Source organism: Ruegeria sp. ABV3_008, from assembly GCF_056161185.1.
The window spans coordinates 107,315-120,691 of the sequence record NZ_JBSWYP010000007.1; the positions used below are offsets into that span (position 1 = coordinate 107,315).

Genomic DNA, 13,377 nt, shown 5'->3' on the forward strand with positions numbered 1-13,377 from the left:
ACATGTTTAAGGACAAAAATGCCCTTGTCACCGGCGCGGCCGGAGGGATCGGGAAGGCCATCGTCAAACAGCTGCGCGCGCAGGGCGCTCGGGTTGCGGTTGCGGATCGCTCGACCGACGGGATTGAGGCCGAGGCCCATCTGCCCGGCGATCTGCTTGACCCGGCCTATTGCGATCAGCTGGCCGCCGCCGCGCAACAGGCTTTGGGCGGTCTCGATATCGTGATCAACAATGCCGGCGTCATCACCCGCGGCCCGGTGACCGAGACCTCGGACGCCGACTGGGCCCTATCCTTGGGCGTGAATGTCGAGGCTCCGTTTCGGATTTGCCGCGCTGCCATTCCGCTGATGGCCGAGGCGGGCGGTGGAGCCATCGTCAACACGGCGTCCTGCTGGGGCGGCAAGGCGCCGGGGCCAAACCATGCGCTCTATTGCATGACCAAGGCGGCGATCGCCTCGCTGACCGAATGCATGGGGATGGATCACGCGCATCAGGGCATCCGCATCAACGCCGTCTGCCCGAATGAGGTCAACACGCCGATGCTGCGCTCGGGCTTTGCCAAGCGCGGGTTTGATCCTGACGAGGCCGTGACCGAACTTGGTAAGACCGTGCCTCTGGGCCGGATCGCCGAGCCTGAGGATATTGCCGATGTGGTCCTGTTCCTCGCCTCGGACGCGGCGCGCTACATGTGCGGCACGCTGGTTGAGGTCAATGGCGGGAAACCGGTCGCATGAGGCGGTTTGAGGGTAAGGTTGCGCTGGTCACCGGCGGCCGCTCCGGGATCGGGAAAGCCATCGCGGCACGGCTGACAGAGGAGGGCGCGCGCGTCTTTACCGCCCAGCGCGGCGGGGATGATCACTTCGAAGGGATTGCAGCCGATTTCACTGATCCAGCCGCGCCTGCACAGGTGGTGGCGGAGGTCATCGCCCGCGCCGGACAGCTGGACGTTCTGGTCAACAATGCAGGGATGATGCAGGAGGCCCGCGTCGAAGAGATGGCGTTGGATGACTGGCAGAAAAACCTGACCGTCAACCTGACCGCGCCATTTCTGATGATCCAGGCCGCTTTGCCCCATCTGCGCAAGACAAAGGGCAGCATCGTCAATACCGGCTCGATCGAGGGACTGGGCAGCAATCCCGGCCACGCCGCCTATTGCGCGTCCAAGGCCGGTCTGCACGGGCTGACCCGCGCCGTGGCGGTGGATCACGGGGCCGAGGGTATCCGTTGCAACGCCATCGCTCCCGGCTGGATCGACACCGAGTTAAACCTCGACTTTGTCGACTCGATGCCCGACCCGGATGCGTTTCGCCGGGATATCGGCCAGATCCACCCGGTCGCGCGCACCGGCAGGCCCGAAGAAGTGGCCGCACTGGCAGCGTTTCTGGCCGCCGAGGAAAGCGGCTTTATCACGGGGCAGGTCTACACGGTCGATGGCGGGCGGATGGCCAAGCTGAGCCTGCCCTGACCTTAGAACCGGTCCGGGCTGAAGGCCTGAATGTCGATTGAGGGCGCGCGGCCCGCGATCTCATCCTTCACCAGCCGCGCGGTCGTGGCCCCAAGCGTCAGGCCCAACTGTCCATGGCCGGTGGCGAAGGTGACATTCGCCATTCGGCCGCTGCGTCCGATGATGGGCCGGGTGTCCGGAGTGAAAGGACGTCGCCCCATGCGGCGTTCGGCCTTGTCCGTTCCAAGCCCCGGCAACACGCGTTTTGCGCGTTTGACCAGAATATCGGCGCGGTTCCAGTTGGGTTTCGCGTCGGCATCCGCGAACTCGATGGTTCCGGCCACGGCCAGAGCGTCCTCATACGGTGTGATCCCGAACCCGCCCTTGGCGTAGAACACCGTGTGGGCCAGATCGACACCGCTGTCAGGCAGGGCGGTGGAGTAGCCAATCACCCCTTCCAACTGGATGGGCACGCCCAGATCCTGCGCCAAGCCGCGCGAGTGTGTGCCCGCCGCAAGAACGAACTCGTCCGCAGTCAGAACCTGACCGTCTGCAAGGCGCACGCCCTGCACATTGCGCCCGCTGCGTTGGAACACTTCGGCCTTGCCGGTGACGACAGTACCGCCACGGCTGGCAAAGGCCTGATGCAGGGCTTCGACCAGCCGCTTTGGCTCGGTCACGAAGCTCCAGTCATGCAGCAGGGCGGCGTGTTTGAAATCGGGCGCGATGGCCGGATCAATCTCATGCGCTGCGGGGCCGGGGATGTCTTCGATCGAACAGCTCAGCTCTCGGGCCAGATCAAAGGCGGCGGCCATGGTGGCGCGGTCGCTGTCATCGTCGAACAGTTTGACACCGGCTTTTCGACCATCAACTCGGGCCGACCGATATCGGCCAGTTGCGCCTTGAAATCATCGGTGGCGGCAAATGTCAGCCGGGCCAGATCCGCCGCGATGGCCCGCATCCGCGCCCGACGCGCATTTGCGGTGAAGCGCGCGAACCAGGGCAGGACCCGCAGCGCCGAGGATGGGCGCAGCGCCAAGGGGGCCTCGGGGTCCAACAGCCAGCCCGGCACCTTCATCAGCATGCCCGGCTGCGACAGCGGTACGATCTCACCGATGGCGATACAGCCGCATGAGGCCCAGCTGGTCCCTTCACCCACGGGTCCGGGTTCGACAACCGAAGCCGCGTGCCCATCGGCCTGCAATGCCAGCGCGCAGGAGATACCCACGACGCCCCCGCCGACCACAACCACCTTTGCCATTGGTTCGGACCCTTACTGCAAGTCTTGCAACTGCGACAGCAACTCGGTGCTGACGCTGACGCCACCGTCCTGAGAGGCGGCGCGGTTCTTCAGCCGCCCGTCACCGGGGATGCGGGCGGTGCCGTTGCCGTCGATCTCGGCACAGATGCGCGTGACATAGTCGTTGAAGGCGGCATTTCCGAACCGTGTCGGATCCATCGCGATCAGGGTCGCGCCGCCCTTGACGTTCAGCGCGCCATGCGCCTCGCGCTCGGCATTGTCGACCGAGAGGGTGCCGCCGGCCAGCGCCGCGCCCATGACCTCGATCAGGAAGGCAATCGCGGCCCCTTTGTGCTCGCCGAACGGTAACAGGCTGCGGGTTTCCAGAATGGCGTTGGGATCGGCACTGGGCTGGCCATCCGGGGCCAGACCCGCCGGGCGCGGCAGGTCATGCCCTTCGGCGGCGGCCATGCGGATATCCATCAAGGCTACTGTCGAGGACGCCTGATCCCAGACGATCGGCTCCATGCCGTCGCGCGGGCAGGCAAAGGACATCGGGTTGGTGCCAAAGACCGGGCGCACACCGCCCTGAGGCACCACCATCGACAGTGAGTTCACGACGGCCAGGGCCACCAAGCCCGCCTCGGCCAGAGGTTCGGTGTCAAAGCGCAACGCGCCAAGGTGGTGACTATTGGCGCAGGTGAAGGCAGCGATCCCGTTTTCACGGGCCATCGCGATCAGCTCGTCCCGGGCTGCGGCCGCGGCGATCTGGTAGTACCCGTTGTCTGCGTCGCCGCGCAGAACGCCCGGTGCGATACGCTCGAATGTGGGATGGGCAGAGGGGTTGGCGTAGCCCGAGTTAAAGCTCTGCGCGTAGACCGGCAGCATGCGTAAACCGTGGCTGCGCGGGCCGTCACGTTCGGATTTCACGACAATCTCAGCGATCATGTCGCTGCCCGGATCATCCATGCCCGCAGCCACAAGGACGGATTTCGCCAATTCCCTAACCTCTTGGAGTGAGAGCGTTTTCGTCGAGGTATCGGTCATTGGCAAAATCCTGTCCTTGTGTTCGTGAAAGGGACCGCAAGCCCCCTTGTTGTTCTTGTCAGGCGCGTGCGCGGGCGCGGGTGGGATCAACGGCGCAGGTGTCGATGACTTCGGCTTCGCGCATCTCGTTATGGACTAGAACCTGCATTCTGGTGCCCGGTGCCGTCATATCCTGCGGCACCAGCGCCATCGCGATGTCATGGTTGCAATAGTATGAGAAACCGCCCGAGGTGACGCGCCCGATCAACCTACCATCGGAGTAGACGCCTTCGTCAAACATCACCGAGGTATCGCAATAGGGCAGCTTCAACGTGACCAGAGTGTTGTATCCCCCCACATCCTGCTGTTTCAGCAGCGCGGGTTTGCCGATGAAGTCCCGTTCGACCACTTGCCCGCCGATCTTCTCGGTCATAGCGACGAACCGGCCCAGATCGGCCTCAAACGGGGTCAGGTCTTTGCAGATCTCGCGGTTGATAGCGCGATAGGATTTCTCGAGCCGCATGGACTCCAGCGCCTCAAGACCGAAGGGTTTCACGCCCGCTTTCAGCAATAGATCCACGAGGTGACGGTTGTAGCCCGCCGGATGGTGCAGCTCCCATCCCAGCTCACCGGTGTAGGAGACGCGCAGCAGGTGAACGCCCTTGGCATAGCCCACCTCACCCATCTGCGCCGAAAGCCAGGGGAAGGCCTCGTTCGACAGATCATTGTCGGTCAGTTTCGACAGGATCTCGCGCGATTTCGGACCAGCCAGAGCGATCACGCCCAGCTGTTCCGAGATATCCTCCATCACGACCGAGCCGTCTTTGGGCAGCAGACGCTGCATCTGGTCCCAGTTATAGGCCTGCCAATTCGGGGTCGAGATCAGATAGAAATCATCCTGCGCCTTGCGTGCGATGGTGTATTCCGCATCCATCCCACCGTTGTCGTTCAGCATCAGAGACAGGGTCATTCGCCCCACCTTGGGCAGTTTGTTCGCCATCAGACCATCCAGCCATTTGGCCGCGCCCAGCCCGCGCACGGTGAATTTGGTCATCGGAGACATCTCGATGAAGCCTGCCTCTTCCCGCGTGCGGCGCACTTCTTCCTGTACCAGCTCCATATGATTAGTGCGGCGGAAGGAGTGTTCGGGGATCGCCTCCTTGGGTGATTTGGCGAACCAGCGCGGGAATTCATAGCCGTTGAAGCTGGTCCAGACGGCGCCATGTGCAGTCAACAGATCGTATGAGCCCGCGGTTTTCATCGGGCGAGCCTCGGGGAAATCCTCACCTGGGATGTGCGCATCCATATGGGTTCCCCATGTCTCGCGCACCTTGTCCATGGTCCACCGTTTCGAGGCATAGTCCGAGAACCGGCGCGGGTCGAGTTCCGACATGTCCATGCCCGGATCGCCATCCACGATCCACTTGGCCAGACGGTTCCCTACCGTGCCGCCCCACAGGATACCTCCGGGCATCCCTTCGGCCAGCCACAGGTTCTCGTGCCCGGGTGCAGGGCCGGCCAGAGGCAGCTCGTCCGGGGTCATCTGGAACGGGCCGCGGGTGTTAGCCTTGATGCCAACCTCGCCCAGCGTCGGAACCCGTTCGATTGCGCGTTCCCACTGGGTTTCCACGGCATCGAAATCTTCGGGCAGAAGGTCGGCCCCGAAATCAGGCGGCACGCGGTCTTCGGCGAACAGCTTGAGGTCCTTGGTGAATTCATAGGGGCCAAACTGGATGCCGCCCACATCCTCGCGCAGATAGGCGCCATAATCCTCGTCCCGCAGGATCGGGAATTCAGGCAGACCTTGTGCCTTGCGCTCTTTCAGCAAGGGCACGGTCTCTGTCGTCCAATATTGGTGAACGATCGGGATACAGGGCAGGTCCAGACCCACACGGCGCGCGTTTTCACGGGCGTAGTTGCCGGTGGCAAAGATCAGATGCTCGCAAGTGATCTCACCCTGGTTGGTGGTCACTTTCCAGTGGCCGTTCTCGAGCTTTTCGTAAGCGGTGGCTTCGGTGTTCTGATAAACCTTGGCCCCGGCATCGCGCGCCAGCTTGGCCAGCGCCATGGTGATGTCGGCGGGGTTCACGTAGCCGTCTTCAGTGTGCAGGATGCCGCCACGAATATCCGGGCTTTGGTTCAGCAGAGGATGCACCTCGGCAATCTCTTCCGGTGTTAGCAGCTTGCACGGCACCCCGGCGGCTTCGGCGATCGAGATATAGGACTGGAACTCATCCCAGCGCTTTTCGGTATTGGCAACACGCAGCTGACCCACTTTGCGAAGGCCCACCGAGGAGCCCATCTTTTCCTCAACCTCGGTATAGATGCGGATGGTCTCCATGGTCATCTTCGACACGTTGCGCGACCGTACAAAGGTCACAAGCAAACCGGCGGCGTGCCAGGTGGAGCCTGACGTCAGCGTCGTCCGCTCCAACATCACCGCATCCGTGCGGCCATGTTCGGTCAGACCATACAGGATCGAGGCCCCAACGCAGCCGCCCCCGACCACAACTACTTTCGCATGTGACTTCATCGTATGTTTATACCGTGTCTGGTTTGCCAACAGTGTTTGGAAGCACCATTCCGTCAGTCGGCCTTTTGCGCAATCGCAAAAATATTTCACTCTGAATGAGTTGAAATCACCCAAACCGAACATGTGCCTTATGAAACGCGAAGGGTACCCAAATCCTCCGCCAGGGTGAGCCAACCAAAAGCCCTATTGATGAGCTGCCATTGAGTTTTGGACGGCGCTCCTGCTTGATCCGTTCAACAGAGCGGCCAGTTCTTAGGCGAAATCCGGTGCAATGGCGGCGTCGTGAACCTTGAGCCATTGCCTCTTGCGGGCCGAGGCCCTAGCTTAACGTGCAGTCAACGATAGCAAGGCAGGATTTTGGTGGTTTCCCTGGTTCGTCGCGTGGCACTGGCCGCGCTGCTTTCATCCTCGGTCGCAATCCCGGCGTTTTCGGATACCGGGTCCGGGGCCTATTTGGCCGGACGTCAGGCAATCTACGAAAACGACTATGCCGCCGCCGAAAGGTATTATGCGCAGGCGTTGCGGTCTGATCCGCAGAACGCATTGCTGTTGGAAAGCGTCGTCGTCGCGCGGCTGGCGCTGGGCGAAGTTGAGCGCGCACTGCCCATCGCTGAGACGATTGAAGAGAATGGCCTTCCGAGCCAAGCAGCCCGGATTGCCATCGCCGCAAACCTGATCGCAGAGGGCGATTGGGAGACCCTGCTGTCACGTGATCCCGAAACGCAGGGCGTGGGTCCATTAGTCGATGGGTTGATGATTGCCTGGGCCTATCTTGGTCAGGGTGAGATGACCAAGGCTATGGAGCAGTTCGACTCGGTTACAACCCAGGAAGGGTTGCGCGAGTTTGCTCTGTATCACAAAGCGATGGCTTTGGCGTCGATCGGTGATTTCGAAGGGGCTGAGGCGATTTTCGCGGCCGATGACGGGGTCGTGGCCCGGTTCACACGCCGCGCCGCGTTAGCCCGGACCGAGGTTCTGTCGCAGCTTGACCGGAATGAGGACGCTCTGACCTTCCTGGCCGATGTGTTTCAGGCCGGAAGCGATCCGTCGATCGCAGATTACACAAGCCGATTGTCTGATGGCGAAACGCTGCCCTTCACCCATGTAGGAACGGCGCAAGACGGCATGGCCGAGATCTTCTTTTCGGTTGGTGCCGCGTTGAATGACGAGGCCGCGCCGGACTACGTTCTGCTCTATGCTCGCACGGCCAGCTTCCTGCGGCCCGATCACGTCGACGCCCTTCTGATGAGCGCTGAGCTTCTGTCGGAACTCAACCAGCTTGATCTTGCGGTCGAAGCGTATCGCGCGGTTCCCAAGGACAGCACCGATCACCACGTGGCCGAACTGGGCCGGGCTGATGTTCTGGGGCAATCCGGCAAAACCGATGCGGCGGTTGAGGTTCTGCAATCGCTGGCTGCGGAAAAGCCTGATCTTCCCAGTGTCCATGTCGCTTTGGCCGATCTGCAGCGCCGCGAGGAAAACTATGCCGCCGCGGTTGATTCCTACAACACCGCAATTGATCTGGCGGAGAGTGTCTCGACCGCGAATTGGTTCCTGCACTACGCGCGCGGGATTTCTCATGAGCGCCTCAAGCAATGGGATCAGGCCGAAGCCGATTTCCGTCGCGCGCTTGAGCTGAACCCGGATCAGCCGCAGGTTCTGAACTATCTGGGCTATTCGCTTGTCGAACGTCGCGAAAAACTCGATGAGGCGCTGGACATGATCGAACGCGCCGTCGCGGCTCGCCCCGACAGTGGTTATATCGTCGACAGCCTGGGCTGGGTCCTGTTCCGCCTTGGTCGCTATGACGAAGCGGTCGAGCACATGGAGCGTGCGGTTGAGTTGATGCCGGTGGATCCGGTGGTCAACGACCATCTGGGCGATGTCTACTGGGCCGTCGGACGTGCCCGCGAAGCTGAGTTCCAGTGGAAACGGGCCCTGTCCTTCGTTGATCCCGAAGACACCGATGGTGAGGCTGATCCCGAACGCATCCGACGCAAGCTCGAGGTCGGTCTGGATACGGTTCTGTCCGAAGAGGGCGCGGATCCGTTGAAGGTTGCCAATGGCAACTAGCGCCTTTGCGCCCGCCAAGGTCAATCTAACCCTGCATGTCACCGGCCAGCGCGCCGATGGCTATCATCTGTTGGATTCACTAGTGGCTTTTGCCGACATTGGCGATCAGCTGACGTTTGACCCGGGCGTAGGTATTTCGATCTCGGTGAGCGGAGAGCATGCCGACGGGGTTCCGACGGACAGCCGAAATCTGGTCTGGAAAGCGGCCGAGGGCACTGGGTGGACAGGCCAAATCACGTTGAACAAGGTGCTGCCTCATGGTGGAGGCATCGGCGGAGGGTCCTCGGACGCGGCGGCCGTTCTGCGCTACGCGGCGGCGCAAGGGTTTGATATCCCGCCGCATCTTCCGACCGCGTTAGGGGCCGATGTACCGGTCTGCATGGTGGCCGAGGCTGCGCGGATGCGGGGGATTGGCGAGCAGGTGGACCGGGTCGCTTTGCCCCCATTGCCTGTCCTGCTGGTCAATCCTGGGGTTGAGGTTCCGACCGGATCGGTCTTTAGCGCTATGTCGTCGCGGGACAATCCGGGCTTGCCGGATCAAATCCCCTCATTCGCGGGCGTGGAAGACTGCGTCGCGTGGCTCTCGAACCAGAGAAACGACCTTGAACAGCCCGCCATAAGCCAGGCCCCGCAAATCGGGCGTGTGTTGGAGGAATTGGCGGACACAAGGGATGTGCTGCTGGCCCGAATGTCGGGGTCAGGGTCGACCTGTTTTGCGCTCTACCCGTCGATGAAGACCGCGCATTTCGCAGCCTATGAGATCGGCGCGGCCCAGCCAAATTGGTGGTGCCGCGCAACGATGCTCAGTTAAGGCGCGAGACCACGTAGTCGGCCAGATCGCGCAGCAGAGTGCGGATTTCGTGATCAGGCAAAACCTCGAGCGAGGCTTTGGCCTTGTTCGCCCATCCCAGCGCGTCCTGACGGGTCGCCTCGAGCGTCTGGTATTTGTTCATAAGCCCAAGCGCATATTCCAGATCGCCATCCTGCTGGCGGCCTTTTTCGATCGTGCGCTCCCAGAAGATACGCTCATCCGCTGTGGCCTGCGCAACGGCTTTGATCACCGGCAGGGTCAGTTTGCGTTCGCGGAAATCGTCGCCCACATTCTTGCCAGTTGCCTTGCTGTCACCCTGATAATCCAGCAGATCGTCGGCGATTTGGAAGGCAATGCCCAAGGCATCTCCATAGTCGAACAGAGCTTTGACCTGCGCATCTGAGGCTTCCGCAATCACGCCGCCAACTTCGGTCGCTGCGGAGAACAGGGCTGCGGTCTTGCCGCGTACGACTTGCAGATAGATGCTCTCATCTGTGTTCAGGTCGGTGGCAGCGGTCATCTGCAGCACCTCGCCTTCGGCAATCGTGGCCGAGGCATTGGCGAGGATGTCCAGAACGCGCAGCGATCCGGTTTCAACCATCAGTTGGAAGCTGCGGGAAAACAGATAGTCGCCCACCAACACGCTGGATTTATTGTCCCACAACAGGTTCGCCGTAGGCCGCCCGCGCCGCTGAGCGCTTTCGTCGACCACATCGTCATGTAACAGGGTCGCGGTGTGAATGAACTCGACAGTCGCGGCCAGACGCACGTGATGCTCGCCCGAATAGCCAAACAGCCGTGCCGCCGCCAATGTCAGCATCGGGCGCAGTCGCTTGCCGCCCGCTTCGACCAGATGCGCGGTTACCTCGGGGATACGGGGCGCGTGCTCGGACGCCATCCGGGTCCGGATCAGCGTATTCACCGCCTCCATTTCGCCGGTCAACATTTCGGCCAGCCGTTCGTGCGGCTTCGAGATTGTGCTGATGCCCATCACACTCCTGATACAAGGCTCGACTTTCGCCTTGCCTTGCCCTTACATCCATCCCCATGAAAGAACTATTGCGCAGCACCGATCCGACAATCCTGGCCTTTGCATCCGCTCTTCTTGAGGGCGAGGATATAGACTGCTTTCAGATGGACGTAAATATGAGCATCCTCGAAGGCGGCATCGGAATTTTCCCACGCCGTCTGATGGTTCGGGCTGACGACCTGACCCGAGCAGAGCGTGTGATGCGCGACAACGAGATCCCGCTGGGGCGATGACCGGGTTCAAGGAGGATGAGCTAAGCCGGAACGATTTCCTCGGCGGGCGGTTGCGCCTGTGGCAACCCGTGTCGGGCTATCGCGCAGGGGTTGACCCTGTTTTGCTGGCGGCCAGCGTGCCCGCAACCTCTGGTCAGTCGGTGCTGGAGCTTGGCTGCGGGGCCGGCGCTGCAATCTTGTGTCTTGCGACACGGGTCCCGGGTTTGGACCTGTGCGGCGTGGAACTGCAAATGGCCTATGCGGATCTGGCCCGCCGCAATGCCGCCGATAACAACAAGGTGTTGGAGGTCGTCTCGGCTGATCTGACCGAGCTGCCCTCCGATCTGAAGCAGCGTCAATTCGACCATGTGATCGCCAACCCGCCCTACTATCGCGCAGGCGCCCATAGCGCAGCCATAGACCGGGGGCGCAGTGTGGCTTTGGGAGAGGAGACACCTCTTGCCGATTGGATTGATGTCGCGGCCAAACGGCTGGCCCCGCGCGGCTATCTTCACATGATCCAAAAGGCGGATCGCCTGCAAGATATGCTTTTGGCCTGTCGGGGACGTCTGGGCTCGGTCGAAGTGCTGCCGCTTTCGGCCCGCGTAGGGCGAGAGGCCGAGCTTGTGATTCTGCGGGCCCGCAAAGGCGGGCGGGCGGCGTTCCGGCTGCATGCGCCTATCATCCTGCATGCAGGTCAATGGCATGAGCGCGACGGTGACAGCTATACGCCGGAACTCTCGGATGTGCTGCGGCAAGGCGCTGCGTTGGGGCCGTTTCACATCAATCGGCAATGACCAGCCGAATTTGTCGGATTTATCACTTTTTCTTCGCGTCTGCGGCGTGACAGGGTGGAAACGATATGCTCAACTTCTTACGTGACATCTAGACACGTAAACAAGGAGGATCGCCATGAGCGTGAGCGCACATCTGACAGAACTGAAGAAGAAGCACGAATCTCTCGGTCTCGAAGTGGAACAAGCTCAACGCGCGCCAGGCATTGATGATCTTCATATCGCCCAGCTAAAGAAACAGAAGCTAAGGCTGAAGGAAGAGATCGAGCGCTTATCGACCTAACCTTTAAGACTGGCGCGCGCCGCAACCACGGCCCCGCCGGTGATCAAGACCGCCGCGATCGCCAATGTCCATGTCGGCATGGCGATCCCGGCAAAAACCAGAACCACGGTAGACAGCAAAGGCGCCGCGTAAGAGCTGGTGCCCAGCATCTGAATATCGCCCTGCTTGACCCCGATATCCCAGACATAGAACGCCAGACCGACCGGCCCCAGACCAAGGGCCAGTGTCGATAACCAACTGAGCGTGGTGTCCGGCCAGACAGGTGCCTCAAGCGCGAAATGCAGGCCCCATGAGGCGATCGCCGTGAACACGCAGAAAACAGCGACCGAGCTTGTGGGCGTTTCACCCAGTCTCCGCGATAACACGGAGTAGCCTGACCATGTCAGAGCGCACAGGAACGCTAGCGCGTATCCCGGTAGGTGGTCGGCTTGAAACCCGGCGCTGCCGCCTCCAGTGATGATCAGCGCAGCCCCGGCAAAGCCCAAACAGGCCCCGATCAGGTGGCCCGCGCGCAGATTCTCTCCTGGCAACAGGCCCGAGAACAGGACGATAAGCAGCGGCCAGAGATAGGCAATCAGCCCCGCCTCGGCCGCCGGGGCCAACCGAAGGGCCGAAAAATACAGCGCGTGGTAGCCGAACAGTCCAACCGTCCCAAAGGCGTAGACCTTCCAACTGATGCGGCGCAGCTGGGACAATCCGCCCGATCGCCACGTCCAGACAAGCCCCAAAGTACCGCCGATACTGAAGCAGATCGCATTCAGTAGAAGCGGCGGTGTTGGGGCTGACCCGACCGTGAACAGGGCCAACAGCGCCCAAAGCAAAACCGCAATGAAGCCGATAGCGGTAGCGCGTTGTCTGGTCATGTGGATGAGACGTCTTCTACAGGAACGATGGTGAATTCATCCGAGATATGAGCGGTTTTTTCAATCTCCGCAACAAACCAATCGCGAAATGCTGCGACTTGAGGCCGGTTCTCCGCGCCGGGCAGGCAGAGAAATCGAAAGCGGCCTTTGGTCTCAATGGCGGTTTTGAACGGCGCGACAAGCCGCCCTTCTATCATGTCCTTGATGATCATCGCCCGTCGCCCCAAGGCCACGCCTACTCCGGCAACTGCCGCGTCAATCGCGTGGTCTGCGTTGGAAAAATGCGCCCCGTGGGTCGGCGTAAACTCCACGCCAACAGCGCGGAACCACGTCGGCCAATCTGCCGGAGGTTTCAGAAACGCGATCGAATCGTCATGAATCAGAGGCGCTTCGCGCAGGCTTTCGGGCGTTGTGAACTCGGCGGCCAATTCGGGCGTCATGACAGGAGTTAGCCACTCCTTGCGAACTGGCAGGCAATAGAGGCCATCATCCCCGCCATAGCCGAACCGGATTGCTACGTCCACGTCGTCCCGCTCAAGGTCCATATTGCGCAGGGTGGCTGAGAACCTCAGGTCGATTTCGGGATGGGCGCGGGCAAAATCATAGAGACGCGGAGCCAGCCATTTGGCCGTTAGCGCAGGTCCGGCCGTCACGGTGAGGGTGGTGTTGTCCTGAAGCCTCCGTGTTGCGGCCCAAGCAGCCTTGAGCGACGCAAACCCCTCGGCAGCCCCCGGGGCAAGGGCTTTGCCCGCCTCGGTCAGCTCGACCGCGCGATTCAGGCGGCGAAACAGCGGATGGCCCAAATGGTCCTCAAGCGACTTGATCTGGAAGGACAGCGCCGCGGGCGTGACGTTCAACTCTTCTGCGGCTTTGGCAAAGGACATGTGCCGCGCGGCAGCGTCAAAGGCGCGCAAAGCGGTGAGAGGGGGAAGGCGATCACTCATGTCACTTAAGTAATACTTATCTGAATGCTTGAAAACTCTCGTTTGTGCCTTTTTCAATCAAGGGTCATGTTTAGGGCAAGTCAAGTTCAGCTTTAGCAAAGGGGATCTGCCATGATCGAGATGT

The 13,377-nt window shown here is 61.3% G+C and carries 14 protein-coding genes; 7 read left to right on the forward strand and 7 right to left on the reverse strand.

The window, feature by feature from the left end; all coding sequences use genetic code 11:
- The first annotated feature begins 2 nt into the window (after positions 1 to 2).
- Complete coding sequence (locus ACXAH8_RS13620; RefSeq protein WP_475219236.1) at positions 3 to 734, forward strand: SDR family NAD(P)-dependent oxidoreductase; 732 nt, start codon at positions 3 to 5, stop codon at positions 732 to 734.
- On the forward strand, positions 731 to 1,465 hold the full coding sequence (locus ACXAH8_RS13625; RefSeq protein WP_475219238.1) for an SDR family NAD(P)-dependent oxidoreductase: 735 nt from the start codon (positions 731 to 733) through the stop codon (positions 1,463 to 1,465). Before ACXAH8_RS13620 ends, ACXAH8_RS13625 begins: the two co-directional genes overlap by 4 nt.
- A gap of 2 nt (positions 1,466 to 1,467) precedes the next feature.
- On the opposite strand, the gene ACXAH8_RS13630 is transcribed toward ACXAH8_RS13625, so the two are convergent.
- From ACXAH8_RS13630 to ACXAH8_RS13645, 4 genes are read right to left on the reverse strand one after another with little or no spacing between them, the layout of a single operon-like run.
- Positions 1,468 to 2,259, reverse strand: coding sequence for an NAD(P)/FAD-dependent oxidoreductase (locus ACXAH8_RS13630; protein ID WP_475219239.1), 792 nt, complete (start codon positions 2,257 to 2,259; stop codon positions 1,468 to 1,470).
- Positions 2,226 to 2,705: an FAD-dependent oxidoreductase gene (locus ACXAH8_RS13635; RefSeq protein ID WP_475219241.1), complete on the reverse strand. Its 480-nt coding sequence runs from the start codon at positions 2,703 to 2,705 to the stop codon at positions 2,226 to 2,228. Before ACXAH8_RS13635 ends, ACXAH8_RS13630 begins: the two co-directional genes overlap by 34 nt.
- A gap of 12 nt (positions 2,706 to 2,717) precedes the next feature.
- Positions 2,718 to 3,731 (reverse strand): Ldh family oxidoreductase, encoded by a 1,014-nt coding sequence (locus tag ACXAH8_RS13640; protein WP_475219243.1) that lies wholly within the window; start codon positions 3,729 to 3,731, stop codon positions 2,718 to 2,720.
- Between the two features lie 58 nt (positions 3,732 to 3,789).
- Positions 3,790 to 6,243 carry a GcvT family protein gene (locus ACXAH8_RS13645; protein ID WP_475219245.1) on the reverse strand — a complete coding sequence of 818 codons (2,454 nt, stop codon included), beginning with the start codon at positions 6,241 to 6,243 and terminating at the stop codon, positions 3,790 to 3,792.
- 357 nt (positions 6,244 to 6,600) lie between these two features.
- Here ACXAH8_RS13645 and ACXAH8_RS13650 point away from each other — a divergent pair, with 357 nt between their 5' ends.
- Positions 6,601 to 8,316, forward strand: a complete 1,716-nt coding sequence (locus ACXAH8_RS13650) for a tetratricopeptide repeat protein (RefSeq protein WP_475219247.1) — start codon at positions 6,601 to 6,603, stop codon at positions 8,314 to 8,316.
- Positions 8,306 to 9,127: a 4-(cytidine 5'-diphospho)-2-C-methyl-D-erythritol kinase gene (locus ACXAH8_RS13655; RefSeq protein WP_475219249.1), complete on the forward strand. Its 822-nt coding sequence runs from the start codon at positions 8,306 to 8,308 to the stop codon at positions 9,125 to 9,127. The genes ACXAH8_RS13650 and ACXAH8_RS13655 overlap by 11 nt, the downstream gene beginning before the upstream one ends.
- Here ACXAH8_RS13655 and ACXAH8_RS13660 read toward each other — a convergent pair.
- On the reverse strand, positions 9,120 to 10,118 hold the full coding sequence (locus ACXAH8_RS13660; protein ID WP_475219251.1) for a polyprenyl synthetase family protein: 999 nt from the start codon (positions 10,116 to 10,118) through the stop codon (positions 9,120 to 9,122). The two genes, ACXAH8_RS13655 and ACXAH8_RS13660, sit on opposite strands and share 8 nt — an antisense overlap.
- A gap of 56 nt (positions 10,119 to 10,174) precedes the next feature.
- Between ACXAH8_RS13660 and ACXAH8_RS13665 the strand changes: the two genes are divergently transcribed.
- From ACXAH8_RS13665 to ACXAH8_RS13675, 3 genes are all read left to right on the forward strand, one after another.
- On the forward strand, positions 10,175 to 10,390 hold the full coding sequence (locus ACXAH8_RS13665; protein ID WP_037316655.1) for a putative signal transducing protein: 216 nt from the start codon (positions 10,175 to 10,177) through the stop codon (positions 10,388 to 10,390).
- Entirely contained in the window at positions 10,387 to 11,166 is a 780-nt protein-coding gene (locus ACXAH8_RS13670; protein WP_475219253.1) for a tRNA1(Val) (adenine(37)-N6)-methyltransferase, read from the forward strand. The genes ACXAH8_RS13665 and ACXAH8_RS13670 overlap by 4 nt, the downstream gene beginning before the upstream one ends.
- 115 nt (positions 11,167 to 11,281) lie before the next feature.
- On the forward strand, positions 11,282 to 11,446 hold the full coding sequence (locus ACXAH8_RS13675) for a YdcH family protein (protein ID WP_170379030.1): 165 nt from the start codon (positions 11,282 to 11,284) through the stop codon (positions 11,444 to 11,446).
- On the opposite strand, the gene yddG is transcribed toward ACXAH8_RS13675, so the two are convergent.
- Together yddG and ACXAH8_RS13685 are read right to left on the reverse strand one after the other, a co-directional pair.
- A complete protein-coding gene (yddG, locus tag ACXAH8_RS13680; protein WP_475219255.1) occupies positions 11,443 to 12,309 on the reverse strand; it encodes an aromatic amino acid exporter YddG in 867 nt (288 codons plus the stop codon). The two genes, ACXAH8_RS13675 and yddG, sit on opposite strands and share 4 nt — an antisense overlap.
- The gene (locus tag ACXAH8_RS13685) at positions 12,306 to 13,253 is read right to left on the reverse strand and encodes a transcriptional regulator GcvA (RefSeq protein WP_475219257.1); all 948 of its coding nucleotides are present in this window, start codon (positions 13,251 to 13,253) and stop codon (positions 12,306 to 12,308) included. Before ACXAH8_RS13685 ends, yddG begins: the two co-directional genes overlap by 4 nt.
- Positions 13,254 to 13,377 lie beyond the last annotated feature (124 nt).

Coding starts and splice junctions, on each gene's coding strand:
- ACXAH8_RS13620 (WP_475219236.1), top strand. CDS start 3: ATGTTTAAGGACAAAAATGCCCTTGTCACCGGCGCGGCCGGAGGGATC.
- ACXAH8_RS13625 (WP_475219238.1), top strand. CDS start 731: ATGAGGCGGTTTGAGGGTAAGGTTGCGCTGGTCACCGGCGGCCGCTCC.
- ACXAH8_RS13630 (WP_475219239.1), bottom strand. CDS start 2,259: ATGGCCGCCGCCTTTGATCTGGCCCGAGAGCTGAGCTGTTCGATCGAA.
- ACXAH8_RS13635 (WP_475219241.1), bottom strand. CDS start 2,705: ATGGCAAAGGTGGTTGTGGTCGGCGGGGGCGTCGTGGGTATCTCCTGC.
- ACXAH8_RS13640 (WP_475219243.1), bottom strand. CDS start 3,731: ATGACCGATACCTCGACGAAAACGCTCTCACTCCAAGAGGTTAGGGAA.
- ACXAH8_RS13645 (WP_475219245.1), bottom strand. CDS start 6,243: ATGAAGTCACATGCGAAAGTAGTTGTGGTCGGGGGCGGCTGCGTTGGG.
- ACXAH8_RS13655 (WP_475219249.1), top strand. CDS start 8,306: ATGGCAACTAGCGCCTTTGCGCCCGCCAAGGTCAATCTAACCCTGCAT.
- ACXAH8_RS13660 (WP_475219251.1), bottom strand. CDS start 10,118: ATGGGCATCAGCACAATCTCGAAGCCGCACGAACGGCTGGCCGAAATG.
- ACXAH8_RS13665 (WP_037316655.1), top strand. CDS start 10,175: ATGAAAGAACTATTGCGCAGCACCGATCCGACAATCCTGGCCTTTGCA.
- ACXAH8_RS13670 (WP_475219253.1), top strand. CDS start 10,387: ATGACCGGGTTCAAGGAGGATGAGCTAAGCCGGAACGATTTCCTCGGC.
- ACXAH8_RS13675 (WP_170379030.1), top strand. CDS start 11,282: ATGAGCGTGAGCGCACATCTGACAGAACTGAAGAAGAAGCACGAATCT.
- yddG (WP_475219255.1), bottom strand. CDS start 12,309: ATGACCAGACAACGCGCTACCGCTATCGGCTTCATTGCGGTTTTGCTT.
- ACXAH8_RS13685 (WP_475219257.1), bottom strand. CDS start 13,253: ATGAGTGATCGCCTTCCCCCTCTCACCGCTTTGCGCGCCTTTGACGCT.